Genomic DNA, 15,787 nt, shown 5'->3' with positions numbered 1-15,787 from the left:
GGCTTCGGCGTCGCAGACGCGGTCGGCTTCGGCGTCGCAGACGCGGTCGGCTTCGGCGTCGCAGACGCGGTCGGCTTCGGCGTCGCAGACGCGGTCGGCTTCGGCGTCGCAGACGCGGTCGGCTTCGGCGTCGCAGACGCGGTCGGCTTCGAATCAGCAGGTCGGGCCGGCTTCGATGTGACGGGTGACCCGGGCTTCGCGACAGGTGGGACGGACGTCGGCGGCTCGGCCGCGGCTTCCGGCACAAGCCCGTCAACCAGTGCGGAGCCGAGATCCTGCCCTGACGCGACCGGCAGGATGTCGCTCTCCAGGACCGGCGGCTGCTGGTCGGACCGGGTGGAGGACTGGGCCCAGGCGGGGATGTCGGACGCACCGACGTCGCCGGGGGTGTAGTCCTTCACCTCACCCGTGCGCTCGCCGTGCGAGGTGGGAACGAAGCTCCAGCGCAGGGGGTCGACGTGCTCGCCGTCGAGGATGGTCTCGAAGTGCAGGTGGCAGCCCGTGGAGGATCCGGTGGTACCGAGCTCGGCGATGGGATCACCGCCGTTGACGGTGTCGCCTTCAAGCACGGAGATGCCCTGGAGGTGGTTGTAGGTGGTGATGAGGCCGTTGCCGTGATCGACCTCGACCCGGTTACCGCCACCCCACGGGTGCCAGCCGACGGCTCGGACCGTACCCGCGTCAGCCGCGAAGACGGGAGTGCCGCAGGGCGCCGAGTAGTCCTGGCCGGTGTGGAACTCGCCGGGCTGGCCGCTGATCGGGCTGGTCCGGAAGCCGAAGGACGACGTGGGCGTGAGCTCGTCGAGCGGAGCGAACAGACTCCCGGCAGCCGGGTGCTTTACGGCCTGGACCGAGAGTGCCTCGGACGCGTCTGCTCCTGCCGTGGCGGGTACGGCGTCCGGTTCGGGGGCGAAGGTGACGGGATCCAGCGTGTCGCCGGTTCCGAACGGCGTGAGCAGCGATTCGCCCACCGTGCCGGTGGGTGACAGGGAGTCGTCGCCGATGAGTGCGGAGAGCGTCATGCGGGAGTCGTCCGGCCCGACGGCGGACGCGGCCTCCCACGACTGCGGCACGATTCCCTGGAAGCCAACGAAGCAGACCACCATCGCGAGGCTGGCGTTCATCTTCGTGCGCGATGAACCACTGGCGCGCCTCTGCACCTTCGACCTGCTCAGGTGCTTACCGGCCTGCGTCACGAACGTCCCCCTGTAGAAATACTGCGTCCGGCGGCCCGATCGGGCGATCGCCCCGGACCTCGTCAGCCACCATGCACAACGTTAGCCCGCGCACAGCGCCCACCGCGACGATTTGTTGCGATTCGCTAACAAAATTTAGGAGAACTTGAGCCTTCCGGTGGATGTACCCGTCAACTCGGCCTCGAGCCGCTCCACGTGGGTCACGACGACGGCTCGGCGGGGCGACCGCCGAGGCAGGACACGCAACGCCAGGCGCCACGCATCGACGTCGTCCTCGGCTTCCGTCAGCAGGAGATACTGCAGCAACGTCTCGGGCGATCCGTCCGTCAGCACGGCGTCACGCAGGAGCGTGGACACCTCGTTCCGGAGGCGGACGACGGCAGGCGCCTGGGACCGCGGCAGGACAGGGCCCCGGTAGATCCCGAGCGCCATGCGGTGGGCGCCTCGCTGCAGGTAGCTGAGCACCTGCACGGCGTCGACGACCAGTTCCGCGGGCAGCCTGTAGGGGCGGGACTGCGGCACCATGTCACCGCCGTGCTGAGCGAGGACCTTGCGCAGCCTCAGCATCTCCGCCCGGACGGTCGTCCCTGAGGCGTCCTCCGGATAGGCCATCACGGCCAGCTGGTCCGCGGTGAGCCCCTCGGGGTGGAGCGCGAGGAGGGTCAGCAGTTCCGCGTGGCGGAGACTCAGTTCCAGGGAGGCGCCGCCCGCGTGCACCAGGCCGTGGTCCGTACCGAGGATCTGCAGGCTGTTGCGGTAGAGGGCGCCTGCCGTGGGAGCCGGCCGGCGCCGTCGGGCGCCCGGTAGCCGGCTCTGCAGCCGGTGGATGCTCAGGTGCGCCTCCGCGGCGGCGACGGCAGCCTCCACGAGGGCCAGCGTGTGCGTGGCCACGGCTTCGGAGGTGCCGGTGATGTCGATGACACCGAGCACGGTACCGGAATCGGGATCGTGCAGCGGGACGGCCGTGCAGCTCCACGGATGCACCTGGGGGCTGAAGTGTTCGGCGCCGGCGATCTGCACGCTGCGGCGGAGCGCGAGGGCGGTTCCCGGCGCGCTGGTCCCCACTGTCTCCTCCGACCAGTCCGCACCGGCCATGAACAGCATGCCCTCGGCCCGACGGCGCAGCTCGCGGTCACCGTCCACCCACAGGAGGCGGCCGTTCTCGTCGCCGACCGCCACGAGCATCCCGGCGTCCAGGCTCGGCTGGACGAGCAGGCGGTCGATCACCGGCATGACCGCCGCGAGGGGGTGCGCCTGCCGGTACACCTCGAGGTCCTCCTCCGACCAGAAAAGGCGTGCATGCGCGGTCGAGGGGTTCGGGAGGTGGGTGAGGGACCGCAGCCACGACTCCTCGACCAGGAAGCGCAGGTTGCCGTCGAGGCCACCGCCCTGCCCCAGGGCCTCATGGGCGGCGAAGGCCCTCCGCTGCAGGATCTCGGAGGAGAGATCCGTGGGGAGCGTTGAACGGGACGGCACCATCGACACTCCGCTTCGTGACCTGTCCCCCGTGGGGCGTGGGACAGTTCACAGTGTAGCGGGACTACTCACCGCGGGAAATGGCCACCATGTCCTCGCGGGGCACCAGCTTCACGCGCTCCCTGACCACTTCCGCGGCGCCCGACGTGTTGACGAAGTTGGAGCCGAGCTTCATCTCGTGGGCATCGAGCTTCAGCCAGCCGTCCCACGTGGTGTAGCGGACGCCGCGCTCCTCGAGGAGCGTGATGATGGCGTCCTCCGACGGGTCCTCGGCGGGCGGCAGGTTCAGCCGGTCCTCGAGCAGGAAGCCGATCGTCTCGAGGGCATCGCCCTTGGTGTGCCCGATCAGGCCCACGGGCCCGCGCTTGATCCACCCCGTCGCGTAGATGCCGGGTACCGGCGCGCCGCTCTCGTCGATCACGCGGCCGCCCTCGTTGGGGATGACGCCGCGCTTGTCGTCGAAGCCGACCTCGGGCAGCTCGGAGCCGAAGTACCCGATGGCGCGGTAGACGGCCTGCACCGGGTAGTCGATGATCTCGCCGGTACCGCGGACGTTGCCGTCCCCGGTCAGCTCGGTGCGCTCGAACCTCATGCCGGCGACCTTGCCGGGCGTCTCCACGGAGTCGTGGATCTCGACCGGGGAGTGCAGGAAGTGGAGGTGCAGCCGCCGGGACGCGCCGGTCGGCTCGTCCTCGACCAGCCAATTGGTGAGTGTCTTCACCATCGTCTTGGTCTGGTTGTTGGTGGCGATCTGCTGCTCGGAGCCGGCGTCGAAGTCGAAGTCCTCGGGGTAGAGGACGATGTCGACGTCACGCGAGTGCGAGAGTTCGCGCAGTTCCAGGGGCGTGAACTTCACCTGCGCCGGTCCGCGGCGGCCGAACACGTGCACGTCTGTGACGGGCGATGCCTTCAGGCCCTGGTAGACGTTCTCGGGGATCTCGGTGGAGAGGAGGTCGTCGGCGTGCTTCGACAGGATCCGCGCGACGTCGAGGGCTACGTTGCCGTTGCCGATGACGGCGATCTCCTTCGCCTCGAGCGGCCAGTCGCGGCTCACATCGGGGTGTCCGTCGTACCAGGAGACGAAGTCGGCACCGCCGAAGGAGCCGTCGAGGTCGACCCCGGGGATGGTCAGGTCCGCATCGCGGATGGCACCGGTGGCGAAGATGACGGCGTCGTAGAAACGGCGGAAGTCGGACAGGGTGAGGTCCCTGCCGTAGTTGATGTTGCCGAGGAAGCGGATGTCGCCGCGGTCCAGCACCTTGTGCAGGGCATTGACGATCCCCTTGATGCGCGGGTGGTCTGGGGCAACCCCGTAGCGGATCAGACCGTACGGCGCGGGGTACTGGTCGAACAGGTCGATGCTCACGGCGAAGTCGCCGCCCTGCACCTCGTTCGACTTCGTCAGGATGTCGGCGGCGTAGACGCCGGCCGGACCGGCGCCGATGATCGCGACCCGCAGCGGTCGTGCCGCAGCTGAGGTAGACACTGAATTGCCTTCTTCCCGATGGAGGAGCTCCTGCTGGATGCCGTGGTGCGGAATAAGCGCACAGTTCCCTATTCTAAATGGCCATGGCCGGGAGAGGGTCCATGAGTGGCGCGGATCTCCCCGGGCCGGCATCAGGTCCGCGGTGGACGCCCCGGATGCAGGGGAATAAAGGCCCGGCGCAGCCCGTTGCGGACCTCGTGAGCGGAACAGGTGCTGTGAGCGGTCGTCAGCCGAGGAGCGAGAACTCCGTCGGCATCCTCTTCGGCATCGGTGCGTACGGCCTGTGGGGCCTCCTTCCGCTCTACTTCCTGATCCTCGCGCCGGCCGGTCCCACCGAGATCGTCGCCAACCGCGTCCTGTGGTCCCTGATCTTCTGCGCCCTCCTGCTCACGGCGCTGCGCTCGTGGCGCCCGGTCCTCACCGCGCTCCGCACGCCGCAGATCTCGGGGACGCTCGCGGTCGCCGCCCTGCTGATCGCCGTGAACTGGTTCGTCTACACCTATGGCGTCACCTCCGGGCAGGCGATCGAAGCCTCGCTCGGCTACTTCATCAACCCCATCGTGTCGGTGCTCCTGGGGGTCTTCGTGCTGCGGGAGAAGCTCAGGCCCCTGCAGTGGACCGCCATCGGCATGGGCGTCCTGGCCGTGGTGGTGCTGGCCATCGGGTACGGCTCGGTGCCCTGGATCGCCCTCACCCTCGCCTTCTCCTTCGGGCTCTACGGCTTCATGAAGAAGCGCGTGGGGTCCCGCGTGGACGCGGTCTCGAGCCTCAGCATCGAGACCCTGGTCCTCACACCCATCGCTGCCGGCGTCATGCTGTGGCTCGCCTCGAGGGGGGAGGCCACACTGCTCACCGAGGGTACCGGCCACTTCTGGATCATGGCGGCCTCCGGTGTGATCACCGCGGTACCGCTGATCTTCTTCGGCGCAGCAGCGCGTCGGCTTCCGCTCACGACCATCGGCCTCCTGCAGTACCTGGCGCCCGTGCTGCAGTTCCTGCTGGCACTGCTGGTGCTGCACGAGGAGATGCCCTTCGAACGGTGGGTCGGTTTCAGCCTCGTCTGGGTGGGGCTCATCCTGCTGACCATCGACATGCTCCGTACCGTGCGGCGGCAGCCCAGGCCCGCCAGGGTGCCGGAACCGGCCACGGCGTCCTGACACCACACGCCGCCCGTTCCGGCCCGCCCGCCCTCACCCGGATCCCTCGGGCGGGGCACCAGGCCGACGACGATCGCGGCCACCCCTCGAGCCGGTGTCGGCAACCGACGCGCCGGTGACCGGAACGGGGAGCTCGGCCGTGAGGTAGGCGTCGTTGAAGCGGGACAGCAGGCCTGCGAGCTCGACGACGTCGGCCGGTTCCCAGCCCTCGAGCTGTCGGCGGAAGGTGCGGCGCCGCACGCCACGGGCGGCGTCGACGCGGCGAGCGCCCTCGGCGGTCAGCCTGACCGGGCGGGACCGTTCGTCGTCGACCGGCGCACTCCGCTCCACGAGCCCGAGCCGCACGAGCACCGCGACGTGGCCGCTCACGGCCGGCAGGCTCATGCCGAGCACCGCGGCCAGATCGGTGACACGGCACGGGCCGAGGGTCCTGGACGCCGAGAGCACGCTGTAGGCCGCGGGTTCCATCGCCGGATCGATCCCCCGTGCCAGCGACCGGCAGACGAGCTGCTCGCTGCGGCACATCGTCGCCGCCCGCTCCTGGACGCCGTCGAGCACGGAGTCCCGCGACCTCGGGACCGTGGGATCCACGCCTCCAACCATGGCCGAAGCCTAGGCAGCGGCCGCGCGCAGCGGAATGCCCCGGGCCAGCATTACCCCGGATGACTCACTCCGACCGTCCTGCTCCGGCACAGCACGGCAGCGCAGCGGCCTCCACACCGCCCGGCAGGCACGACTGACGGCGACCTCGTGGCGGGATGGTGCGCCCTCACGCCGTGGCCGGTCTGCCTCGATCCGGCGGGGCGGCCGATCCGGTCGTGCCGGTACCGATGCCCGCGCCCTGCCGCACGGGCGTGGTCAGGTCAGCGCGGAGTGCGCACCCAATCGCGCGGCACGACGACCATCGGCACCGGCAGCGCACGCAGCATCTTGTTGGCCGTCGCGCCGAGGAAGATCTGCCGATGCTGGGCGAGGCGGCTCGAACCGACGATGACCAGCTCCCCCGGATCCCACTCGATGCCGTCGATGGCCTGCTCGATCGTGCGGCCGTGCGCCACGATGATCGACGTCTCGTGCCCGTCCGGCAGCTGCCCGACGGCGCGTGCCAGGACCGAGTGGGCATGCTGGTGCGCCTGGTTGATGGCTTCACCCGAATCGGACGACTCCTGCACGTCGAGCGCCACGAGGGAGACGAGCCGGAGCGGGAGTCCCCGGCGCGCGGCCGACTCGACGGCGACGTCGATGGCGCCCTCCGCTCCCGGACGGTCGCCGACCGCGCACGTCATGCGGGTGAAGGTGGCCCGGTGCCGGTACCCGCGGGGGGCCAGCGCCACGGGGACCTTCGAACTGTGGAGCACCGCGTTCGCGACGCTGCCCACGGTGTACCGGCGGAGGAGTCCGTTGCTGGAAGCGCCGATGACGATCAATCCGGCGTCGACGTCGGCCGCCGCCTCGAGGAGGCCCTGCGCGAAGGAATCCGCCAGGCGCACGCGCGTGGTGACCTCGACGCCGTCGGGCACACTGTCCTTCGCACGATCCAGCGCCTCCTGTGCCCTGCGCCCCCCGGGAGCGGAACTGCCGTCCTGCGGCCAGTCGAGCACCGTCACGAGGTCGATACCCGCCGACTGCGTCAGGGCCAGCGAGGTGGCCAGTTCGAGGGCGTCCTGCCCGCGGTCATTCTCGGTGTAGCCAACGACGTAGCGCACGGCGGGGTCTCCTCGGTGTGTACGGTGCGGGGGCGGCGCGGACGGCAGGCGCCGCACCGGATCGGTTCACTCTAGCGCAGCGCCTGCCGGGTGGCTGGGCGCCTCCCGACGGACGCCCGCCACGGCTACTCCTCCCGTGCCGCCGTGCCCTGGACCAGCACCTCCTGGCGGAAGAACGCCGGGTTGATCCGCGACCACACGAGCATCAGGACGGCACCGAGGAGGATCACGCCGATGCCGAGGATGAACACCATGCCGACCCCGAACAACTCGGACCCGGAGCCGTAGGCGGGATCCATGGAGTCCACGGCCGTCTTGACGAACATGACGAGCAGGATCACGCCGCCGAGCAGCGGGGCCAGGAAGCGGAAGAGCACGTTGCGTGCGCTCGAGAAGGCCTGGGCCCGGAAGTACCAGACGCAGGCCAGCGCCGTGATGCCGTAGTAGAAGCAGATCATCAGGCCGAGGGCGGTGATGGTGTCCCACAGCGCGTTCTCGGACACGAGCCGGGTGAATACGTAGAAGCCCGCGGCGGCGACGGCAGCAGCCACGGTGGCATAGCTCGGCGACTTGTGGGCAGGGCTGATGCGTCCATAGCCCTTCGGCAGGGCCTTGTAGTGGCCCATGGCGAGCAGCGTGCGCGCCGGGGAGACGAAGGTGGACTGCAGGGAGGCGGCCGAGGAGCTGAGGACGGCCATGGACATCAGGATGGCGAACGGTCCCATCACCGGCCCGGCCAGCGTGGCGAAGATGCTCTCCTGGTTGTCGGGATTGCCGGCTCCCAGCTCGCCGTCGCCCACGCCCGCGAAGGAGAGGGTGGCGAGGGCGACCGTGAGGTAGATGACCACGATCACGACGACGGTGAGGGCGCCCGCGCGGCCCGGCGTCTTCTTCGGGTTGGTGGTCTCCTCGTTCATTGTCAGCGTCACGTCCCAGCCCCAGTAGATGAAGATGGAGAGCGAGACGCCGGCGGCGAAGGCCGAGAAGGACCCGACGGCGAACGGGTTGAACCACTCGGCGCTGATGCCCGTCGCGTCGAACGCCGTGCCGTTGGCCACGTGGACGAAGGCCGCGATCGCGAACCAGGCGAGCACGACGAGCTGGAACGTGACGAGGACGTACTGGACGGTCTTGGTGGCCTCCATGCCCCGGTAGGACACGTAGCAGGCGAGCGCGATGAACACGAGCGTCGTCGCGATGTTCACCGGGAGGTCCAGGGTCAGCGCGGCGATCGAGGGGTCGTCGAGGATCTGCGAGAGCATCAGGTAGAAGAAGTCCACGGCGACGGCCGCGAGGTTGGAGAGCACGATCACGGTGGCCGCGATCAGCCCCCAGCCCCCCATCCAGCCGACCCACGGACCGAAGGCGCGGGTGGCCCACGTGAAGGAGGTGCCGGAGTCCGGCATGGCGCTGTTCAGCTCCCGGTAGCCGAGTGCCACGAGCAGCATCGGGATGAACCCGACCAGGAAGATGGCCGGCAGGTTCACGCCGACCTCGGCGACGGTGGGGCCGAGTGCCGCCGTGAGCGTGTAGGCGGGTGCCACGCAGGACACCCCGATGACCACGGCGCCCAGCAGGCCCACCGTGCCAGAGTCGAGGCCCTTCCTGCTGAGCCCGGTTCCCCTTTGTGTTGTCTCGTCGATACTCATGCATCCGCCTCTGTGGATAAGGTGCCCGGGCCGGAGGTGGTGCCGGGCGTTGCATACGTACGCGGGACGACGACCATGGGGATGGTCAGCGTACGCAGGATCTTGTTGGCCGTGGATCCGAGGAAGAGGCGCATGTGCTGCGCGAGGCGGCTCGAGCCGACCAGCAGCACCTCCCCCTCGTCCCAGGCCATCGCCTCGACGGCCTCCTCGATGGAGGACCCGTGCGCCGTCTCGACGCTCACCCGGCCTCCGGCCGCGAGCGACGACGCGGCCTCCGCGAGCCGCCGGTTCGCCTCGTCCTCGGCTCCCCCGGCATCGGGTTGCCCGGCGTCGAGGGCCACGAGGGAGACGAGGCGGAGCGGAAGGCCACGGCGTTCCGCGGAGGACACCGCGACGGAGATGACGTCGTCGGCCCCCGCCCGCCGACCGACCGCGCAGGTCAGGCGTGTCGCGGGCTCGGTGCGGCGGTATCCCCTCGGCGCGAGCGCGACAGGGACCGGCGCGGCGTGCAGGAGGCCGCGCGCCACGTTGCCCACGCTGAACCGGGCGGCGAGGCCCCGGGAGCTCGCGCCGATCACGATCAGCGACGCCTCGGTGTCCTCGGCGGCACGGATGAGTCCTTCGGCGTTGGACTCGGCCCGGATGACGACGCCGCGGGCCGTCACGTCGTCGGGGACGAGGGCCAGCCCCTGGTCCATCCACTCGCGCATCTGCTCTGACAGCAGGGTGTCGAAGCCCTGGTCCGGCGGGTACGTCCCCGCGTAGACGGAATGTTCGGGCGTGACGAGGACGAGGTCCAGGTCTGCGTCCTGCCGCCGTGCGAGCGCGACGGCGAGACAGACGGCGTCGTGCCCGCGCTCGTCCGCGGTGTAGCCGACGATGTAACGCATGGTCAGGCTCCCTGGGCGGTGCCGGTGGACTGCAGTCCCGAGGACAGTTCGAGGTGGATCGCGGTCGCGGTGCGCTGACCCATGCGGATGGCACCGTCCACGTGCTGGTAGCCCTCCGCCGCGATGTCCGAGCAGGACCAGTGGATGGGGCCGACGGGCGTGCGCTGGTCCCGGCCGTAGCGGTGGAGCCCGCCGAGGTCGTAGCTGGAGGCGTACGCTCCGCGCGTCCATTCCTCGGACGCCCAGTCGGACTCGTAGTACACCTCGGGCTGCAGCGCCTGCGGTCCGAGGAAGCCGGCGATCGAGGACAGGATGCGCTCGCGCCGCTCGTGCGGGGGGAGCTCGAACATCGCGTCCGCCTTCTCGTCGGAGATGAAGCCGACGAGCGTGCCCCGGGGGTCCTCGTGGTTGGAGTTGTCGTAGACCTCCTGCACGATCGAACCGGCACTGAAACCGGTGCCGGAAAGCCCCTCCTCGCGCCAGAACGGAGTGGTGTAGACGGCGTGCACCTTGATGACCAGGCCGAGCGACTGGTGCTGGTGCATCTGGTGCTGGCGGCGCGGCAGCGGGGGCTCGTAGCTGATGCGCGAGTACAGGTTGGGCGGGACGGCGACGACGGCGTAGCGCGCGTGCACCGTCGTCGTGTCCGAGACCACCGTGACGCCGTCGACCCCGTCGATGCCGCTCCAGCGCAGGGTACGCACGGGGCTCGAGAGGATCACGTCCTCCCCGAGGTCCGCCGCCATCCGCTCCGAGACGGACTGCATGCCGCCCACCACCCGCCGGTCGAGGATGAAGTCCTCGTCCACCAGGTTGGAGAACGAGCCGGCGGTCGCGGCCATGAGGATGGCCTGCAGGGTCGAGAAGGAGTGCGCTGGTTTGGTGAGCATGCCACCGGCAATGAAGAGGCCGATGTTGTCGCACGCCTCCTCGTCGTCGGACTGCTGCCGGAGCCAGTGGTGGAAGGAGATGGTGTCCAGTGCACGCGCGTCCGGATGGTTCCACGGCGCCTCCGGACCGGCCTCCGCCACGAGGCGGTCGAGGAGGTCGATCAGCCGCTGCATCTCCTCCCGCGTGTACTCGTCCACGGGGAACATCTCCCCGGAGTAGCGGACGGGTGCTCCGTCGGGCCCGATGTAGACGGAGTCGCCGGCCCGGTACCGGGGGAACGTCGACATCCCGAGTTCGTCGAGGAGCCCGATCAGGGCGGTCTGGTCCGGGGAGACCCACTGGCCGCCCACTTCCAGCACCGCGCCCTCCACGACGTCGGTGTGGGTACGGCCGCCCACACGGTCCCTCGCTTCGAGGACGGCGACGCTGTGGCCGGCCTTCTTCAGTTCCCGTGCTGCGGTCAGGCCGGACGGGCCTGCCCCGATGATGACGACGTCGCGCTCGATGGTCTGCATGTGATCCTCCCGGCCCTGCATGACGAGGGCCACAAAATGAACGGCATTCATTATTTCGCACTACTATAGCCAGAGGTCGCCCGCGAGGGAAGGGAGCGGGCCTAGAGTTAATCAGGACGCAACACGAAGGCAGGAGCCATGACAGCACCCTCCCCCGAGCCCCGGCGTGCCGGGCGGCCGCCCCGCAGCGTGCTGTCGAAGGACCGCATCACCGGAGCGGCCCTCGACCTCATCGCCGCCGAGGGCTACGAGGGCCTGACCATGTCGGGGCTCGCCCGGAGGCTGCGGGTGGCCCCCTCCGCCCTGTACAACCACGCCGGCTCCAAGCAGGAGGTCCTCGGGTGGGTGCAGGACCACGTCATGACCATGGTGGATGTGAGCGCCTTCTCGCGCGAGGCGTGGGACGACGCCGTGCGGCAGTGGGCGTGGTCCTACCGGGAGGTCTTCGCGCGGCACGCCCCCCTGGTGCCGGTCATCGCGGTCATGCCGGTGACCGACGCCGCCGGGACGCTGGGGATGTACGAGGAAGTGGCGCGCGGCTTCCTGGCCGGCGGGTGGCCCGAGGAGCGGATCGTGCCGACGATCGTGGCCCTCGAGTCGTTCATCTACGGGTCGGCGCTCGACGTCGCCGCACCCCGGGACATCTTCGACTCCGGATCGCTGGGCGATCGCTTCCCGGTGTTCACCGCCGCGGTTCACAGCGCGTCGGGGGCGGGGGACGCGGACAGTGCGGCCGATGCCGCCTTCCACCTCGGGCTCGACGGCATGATCACGGGCCTGCGCGCCCAGCTGGCGGCCTACTCGTCCTGACGCTCCACCCGTCCGGAGGAGCCACCCGGTCCTGGTGCGCTACTCGTCCTGGCGGGCGGGACGGACGAGCCGTCCCATCCGGTATGCGGTGGAGTGCAGGACGTCCACGAAGGCGGAACCGTCGGCCTGCAGCCAGTCGGTCAGGGCGAGCTCGAACACCGTGACGCCGTAGCGCGCCACCATGCGGGCCTCGTCGCCGTCCACCCCGTGCCGCTCGAGTGCTCCGCTGATCACCTCCCCGAGCAGGACGTTCTTGAGCAGTTCCCGCTCGCGGAGGCCCTGGTCGGACCCGATGATGGCGCGCCGGGATCGGATGTCCTCACGCCAGCTCTCGAAGGGCCCCGTCGCCATCGCCTCGAAACCGTGCATCACGAGACCCAGCGGGGACAGGAAGGCAGGAGCGCCGGCCACCAGCGCCTCGACGACGCCGGGGAGCTCCCGCTCGCGCAGGAAGAGGACGTCGCGCTTGTCCGGGAAGTGGCGGAAGAAGGTTCGCGTGGTGAGCCCCGCGCGGGCGGCGATCTGCGGCACGGAGGTGGCGGCGTACCCCTGGGCCGAGAAGAGTTCGACGGCCGCCCGTTCCAGGCGAAGTGCGGCATCGGGGGCCCATCTGCTCATGGGTCCACCGTACTCGATGACACGCCATGCCATCCTGCGCCGCTCTGACGGCATGGCGTGTCATCACGGACGTCGGTCCGGGAGAATCATGCACACCGACGCAGCCGCACTGCTCACCCACGCATTCGGAGATCTGGAGGTACGGCCGGCTGCCTTCCCCACAGCCCGTCCGAGCCAGCTGGTCCTGCGCAACCGCGCCATCGCCGTCAACCCGCTCGATCTGATCGAGCAGACGACAGGCAACGTGATGTACCGCACCGGCGACCCGGAGACCCGGCGACCTGGTGATCCGGTGTGATGCTGACCTGCCCTCGCGGACTCCTGGCGGAGCGAGCACAGCCGGGACGAACGAAGGCGCCGCAGCTCGATGCCGCGGGGCCCTCGTCGACGTACGCAGCCCGAGCCGCCGCAGGTCAGCCGGCGTTCACGGTCCTGATGGCGTGCTCGAGCACGTCCAGGCCGTCCGCCAGCAGTTCGTCGGTGATGACGAGCGGCGGCAGCAGGCGGATGACGTTGCCGTAGGTGCCGCAGGTCAGGATGATGACGCCCTCGCGCAGGCACTGTGCCGCGATGGCCTTCGTCGCGTCGGCATTGGGGGTCCGACCGCCGCCGGGCTCCACGAACTCGATGGCCAGCATGGCCCCGCGTCCGCGCAGCTCCCCGACGATACTGCCGTCCCCGAGGTCCGCCTGCAGCGCGGCGAACCGCTCGGTGACCTGCGCCTCGATGCGGCGGGCCCTGCCCGCGAGGTCCTGCTCCTTCATGGTCCCGATGGCGCCGAGCGCAGCGGCGCACGCCACCGGATTACCACCGTAGGTCCCGCCGAGTCCGCCGGCGTGGACGGCGTCGAGCAGGTCCGCGCGGCCGGTGATGGCGGACAGCGGCATGCCGCCGGCGATCCCCTTCGCCATCGTGATGATGTCCGGGACCACGCCCTCGTGGTTCACGGCGAACCACTCGCCCGTCCGGCAGAAACCGGACTGGACCTCGTCCGCGATGAAGACGACGCCGTTGGCCTTCGCCCAGTCCGCCAGGGCGGGCAGGAAGCCGTCGGCGGGGACGATGAACCCGCCCTCGCCCTGGACGGGCTCGATGATGATCGCCGCGACCGAGTCCGCGCCGATCTGCTTCTCGATCATCGTGATGGCCCGCTGTGCCGCCTCGGGGCCCGTGATCGACGGGTTCTCCTCCCGGAAGGGGTAGCTCATCGGCACGCGGTAGATCTCGGGGGCGAAGGGGCCGAAGTTGGTCTTGTACGGCATCGACTTCGCTGTGAGGGCCATCGTGAGATTGGTGCGGCCGTGGTACGCGTGGTCGAAGGCGACGACGGCGTTGCGTCCGGTGGCCAGGCGCGCCACCTTGACGGCGTTCTCCACGGCCTCGGCTCCGGAGTTGAACAGGACGGTGCGCTTCTCGAAGTCGCCGGGCGTCAGGGCCGCCAGCTGCTCCGCGACGGCGATGTAGCCCTCGTAGGGCGTCACCATGAAGCAGGTGTGCGTGAAGTGCTCCACCTGCTCCTTGACGGCACCGACCACGGCCGGGTCGGACGCACCGACGCTCGTCACGGCGATGCCGGAGCCGAGATCGATGAAGGAGTTGCCGTCGACGTCGTGGATGATCCCGCCGTCGGCGTCCGCCACGTACACGGGCACGCCGGAGGCGACGCCCTTGGCGACGACGGCCGCGCGGCGGGCCGCGAGCTCGGTGGACCGCGGACCGGGGAAGTCCCCGGTGATGCGGCGCTTCTGCTCGAGCCTGAAGCTCGGGGCGGTGATCCCGGGAGTGGTTGCGAAGATGGTCATCGGGGAGGGTCCTTTGTCTCGGGGACGATCAGGCGTCCAGCACGCTCATGACGTGCTTGATGCGGGTGTAGTCCTCCACGCCGTACATGGAGAGGTCCTTGCCGTAGCCGGAGTTCTTGAAGCCGCCGTGCGGCATCTCGGCCGTGAGCATGATGTGCGTGTTGATCCACACGGCCCCGAAGTCGAGGTCGCGGGAGACACGCATCGCGGTGCCGTGGTCCGTGGTCCACACACTGGAGGCGAGCGCGTAGTCCACGCCGTTGGCGAGCTCCAGGGCCTCCTCCTCGGTGGCGAAGGTCTGCACGGTGAGGATGGGACCGAAGGTCTCCTGCTGCACCACCGGGTCGTCCTGGCGCGCACCGGTGATGATGGTGGGCTCGAAGAAGTAGCCCTTCTCCCCCGCGCGCTTGCCGCCGGTCGCGATGCTGCAGTGTGCCGGCAGCCCTTCGATGACGGAGGTGACCGCGTTGAAGTGGTTGATGTTGTTGAGCGGCCCGAAGTAGTTCTCGGAGTCGTCGGCGCTGCCCGTGCGCAGGGTCGCCGTGTGCTCGACCATCGCGGCCACGAGGTCGTCGTGTGCCTCCTCCTGCACCAGCACGCGGGTGATCGCGGTGCAGTCCTGGCCGGCGTTGAAGAAGGCGAACTCGGTGATGGCCTCCGCCGTCTTCTTCAGGTCCGCATCGGCGAAGACGACGGCGGGAGCCTTGCCGCCGAGCTCGAGGTGGGCCCGCTTGAGGCCCTTCGCGGCGCTCGAGGCGACGGCGATGCCCGCACGGACGGATCCGGTGATGGACACCAGCCCGGGCACGGGGTGTTCGATCATCGCCGCGCCGGTCTCCCCGGTCCCGAGCACCACGTTCAGGACGCCGTCGGGCAGGATGCCCTGGGTCAGGCGCGCCAGCACGAGGGTCGACTCGGGCGTCGTGTCGCTGGGCTTCAGCACCACCGTGTTGCCGGCCGCGAGCGCGGGACCGATCTTCCAGATGGCCATGAGGAAGGGGTAGTTCCAGGGGGCCACCTGCGCGACGACGCCGATGGGCTCGCGGCGCACGTAGGAGGTGTGGCCCTCCATGTACTCGCCGGCGGACTTGCCCTCGAGGATGCGCGCGGCGCCGGCGAAGAACCGCAGCTGGTCGGCGCCCACGGCTACCTCCTCGGCGGCGATCATCTCGCGCACCTGCCCGGTGTTGCGGTGCTGCGCCTCGACGAGCTCGTCGCTCGCGGCCTCGACGGCGTCGGCGAGCTTCAGCAGCATCAGCTGGCGCTGGCTCGGGGTGGTTCGCTTCCAGGTGGTGAAGGCACGACGGGCGGCCTGCATCGCGTCGTCGACGTCGGCCGGCGTGGAGACGGGCGACTGCGCCACCACCTCGCCGTTGGTCGGGTTCACGATGTCGAGGAGCTGATCACGAGCGCCGGCGGGCACCACGAAGTGTCCGTCGATGTAGTTCTGAAGGGTCTCGGCCACGCTGCAGCGCCTTTCACGGGGTCTTCGCACGCTCGTACCGGTGCCGGTCGACGTGCACGTTCCAGCAGAACCGTACCGGCGGCGCGTAACCCACGCCACGTGTGGTTGCACAGCCTGAGCGGTGGT

14 protein-coding genes are annotated in these 15,787 nt (G+C 69.9%); 3 read left to right on the top strand and 11 right to left on the bottom strand.

Annotated features, from left to right (window positions below):
- The 3 genes from ACTIMO_RS15430 to ACTIMO_RS15420 all read right to left on the bottom strand — a co-directional run.
- On the bottom strand, positions 1-1,124 hold a 1,124-nt coding region (locus ACTIMO_RS15430), incomplete at its 3' end, for a peptidoglycan DD-metalloendopeptidase family protein (protein WP_448182955.1).
- A 207-nt stretch (positions 1,125-1,331) separates the two neighbouring features.
- Positions 1,332-2,675, bottom strand: a complete 1,344-nt coding sequence (locus ACTIMO_RS15425) for a helix-turn-helix domain-containing protein (RefSeq protein ID WP_055769210.1) — start codon at positions 2,673-2,675, stop codon at positions 1,332-1,334.
- A 61-nt stretch (positions 2,676-2,736) separates the two neighbouring features.
- Positions 2,737-4,158 (bottom strand): FAD-dependent oxidoreductase, encoded by a 1,422-nt coding sequence (locus ACTIMO_RS15420; RefSeq protein ID WP_235498659.1) that lies wholly within the window; start codon positions 4,156-4,158, stop codon positions 2,737-2,739.
- A 155-nt stretch (positions 4,159-4,313) separates the two neighbouring features.
- Here ACTIMO_RS15420 and rarD point away from each other — a divergent pair, with 155 nt between their 5' ends.
- Positions 4,314-5,315, top strand: a complete 1,002-nt coding sequence (gene rarD / locus ACTIMO_RS15415) for an EamA family transporter RarD (protein ID WP_082471249.1) — start codon at positions 4,314-4,316, stop codon at positions 5,313-5,315.
- Positions 5,316-5,348: 33 nt separating this feature from the next.
- On the opposite strand, the gene ACTIMO_RS15410 is transcribed toward rarD, so the two are convergent.
- The 5 genes from ACTIMO_RS15410 to ACTIMO_RS15390 all read right to left on the bottom strand — a co-directional run bounded on the left by ACTIMO_RS15410 (position 5,349) and on the right by ACTIMO_RS15390 (position 10,987).
- Positions 5,349-5,918, bottom strand: a complete 570-nt coding sequence (locus ACTIMO_RS15410) for a MarR family winged helix-turn-helix transcriptional regulator (RefSeq protein WP_448182954.1) — start codon at positions 5,916-5,918, stop codon at positions 5,349-5,351.
- 260 nt (positions 5,919-6,178) lie between these two features.
- Entirely contained in the window at positions 6,179-7,021 is an 843-nt protein-coding gene (locus tag ACTIMO_RS15405; protein WP_422390508.1) for a universal stress protein, read from the bottom strand.
- A 125-nt stretch (positions 7,022-7,146) separates the two neighbouring features.
- Positions 7,147-8,670 (bottom strand): APC family permease, encoded by a 1,524-nt coding sequence (locus ACTIMO_RS15400; protein WP_448182953.1) that lies wholly within the window; start codon positions 8,668-8,670, stop codon positions 7,147-7,149.
- Positions 8,667-9,560, bottom strand: coding sequence for a universal stress protein (locus tag ACTIMO_RS15395; protein WP_055767784.1), 894 nt, complete (start codon positions 9,558-9,560; stop codon positions 8,667-8,669). The genes ACTIMO_RS15400 and ACTIMO_RS15395 overlap by 4 nt, the downstream gene beginning before the upstream one ends.
- A gap of 2 nt (positions 9,561-9,562) precedes the next feature.
- Positions 9,563-10,987 (bottom strand): flavin monoamine oxidase family protein, encoded by a 1,425-nt coding sequence (locus ACTIMO_RS15390; RefSeq protein ID WP_448182960.1) that lies wholly within the window; start codon positions 10,985-10,987, stop codon positions 9,563-9,565.
- A gap of 117 nt (positions 10,988-11,104) precedes the next feature.
- On the opposite strand from ACTIMO_RS15390, the gene ACTIMO_RS15385 reads away from it, so the two are divergent.
- The gene (locus ACTIMO_RS15385; protein WP_448182952.1) at positions 11,105-11,776 is read left to right on the top strand and encodes a TetR/AcrR family transcriptional regulator; all 672 of its coding nucleotides are present in this window, start codon (positions 11,105-11,107) and stop codon (positions 11,774-11,776) included.
- A gap of 39 nt (positions 11,777-11,815) precedes the next feature.
- Here the strand turns inward: ACTIMO_RS15385 and ACTIMO_RS15380 are convergent, their stop codons facing one another.
- Positions 11,816-12,394, bottom strand: coding sequence for a TetR/AcrR family transcriptional regulator (locus tag ACTIMO_RS15380; RefSeq protein WP_422390513.1), 579 nt, complete (start codon positions 12,392-12,394; stop codon positions 11,816-11,818).
- 88 nt (positions 12,395-12,482) lie between these two features.
- On the opposite strand from ACTIMO_RS15380, the gene ACTIMO_RS15375 reads away from it, so the two are divergent.
- The gene (locus ACTIMO_RS15375) at positions 12,483-12,692 is read left to right on the top strand and encodes a hypothetical protein (RefSeq protein ID WP_448182951.1); all 210 of its coding nucleotides are present in this window, start codon (positions 12,483-12,485) and stop codon (positions 12,690-12,692) included.
- Between the two features lie 115 nt (positions 12,693-12,807).
- Here the strand turns inward: ACTIMO_RS15375 and gabT are convergent, their stop codons facing one another.
- Together gabT and ACTIMO_RS15365 are read right to left on the bottom strand one after the other, a co-directional pair.
- On the bottom strand, positions 12,808-14,196 hold the full coding sequence (gene gabT / locus ACTIMO_RS15370; RefSeq protein ID WP_448182950.1) for a 4-aminobutyrate--2-oxoglutarate transaminase: 1,389 nt from the start codon (positions 14,194-14,196) through the stop codon (positions 12,808-12,810).
- A gap of 28 nt (positions 14,197-14,224) precedes the next feature.
- A complete protein-coding gene (locus ACTIMO_RS15365) occupies positions 14,225-15,661 on the bottom strand; it encodes a gamma-aminobutyraldehyde dehydrogenase (protein ID WP_055767768.1) in 1,437 nt (478 codons plus the stop codon).
- Positions 15,662-15,787: the final 126 nt, after the last annotated feature.

The organism is Arthrobacter sp. CP30 (genome assembly GCF_053470025.1).
Note: the sequence above shows the minus strand (reverse complement) of the source record. Positions and strands in the feature narration are given on the sequence as shown.

What these genes read in the sequence shown, in the direction of transcription:
- ACTIMO_RS15390 (WP_448182960.1), bottom strand. Translation starts at nt 10,987, where the DNA reads ATGCAGGGCCGGGAGGATCACATGCAGACCATCGAGCGCGACGTCGTC.
- ACTIMO_RS15375 (WP_448182951.1), top strand. Translation starts at nt 12,483, where the DNA reads ATGCACACCGACGCAGCCGCACTGCTCACCCACGCATTCGGAGATCTG.
- rarD (WP_082471249.1), top strand. Translation starts at nt 4,314, where the DNA reads ATGCAGGGGAATAAAGGCCCGGCGCAGCCCGTTGCGGACCTCGTGAGC.
- ACTIMO_RS15395 (WP_055767784.1), bottom strand. Translation starts at nt 9,560, where the DNA reads ATGCGTTACATCGTCGGCTACACCGCGGACGAGCGCGGGCACGACGCC.
- ACTIMO_RS15380 (WP_422390513.1), bottom strand. Translation starts at nt 12,394, where the DNA reads ATGAGCAGATGGGCCCCCGATGCCGCACTTCGCCTGGAACGGGCGGCC.
- ACTIMO_RS15425 (WP_055769210.1), bottom strand. Translation starts at nt 2,675, where the DNA reads ATGGTGCCGTCCCGTTCAACGCTCCCCACGGATCTCTCCTCCGAGATC.
- ACTIMO_RS15410 (WP_448182954.1), bottom strand. Translation starts at nt 5,918, where the DNA reads ATGGTTGGAGGCGTGGATCCCACGGTCCCGAGGTCGCGGGACTCCGTG.
- ACTIMO_RS15385 (WP_448182952.1), top strand. Translation starts at nt 11,105, where the DNA reads ATGACAGCACCCTCCCCCGAGCCCCGGCGTGCCGGGCGGCCGCCCCGC.
- ACTIMO_RS15400 (WP_448182953.1), bottom strand. Translation starts at nt 8,670, where the DNA reads ATGAGTATCGACGAGACAACACAAAGGGGAACCGGGCTCAGCAGGAAG.
- gabT (WP_448182950.1), bottom strand. Translation starts at nt 14,196, where the DNA reads ATGACCATCTTCGCAACCACTCCCGGGATCACCGCCCCGAGCTTCAGG.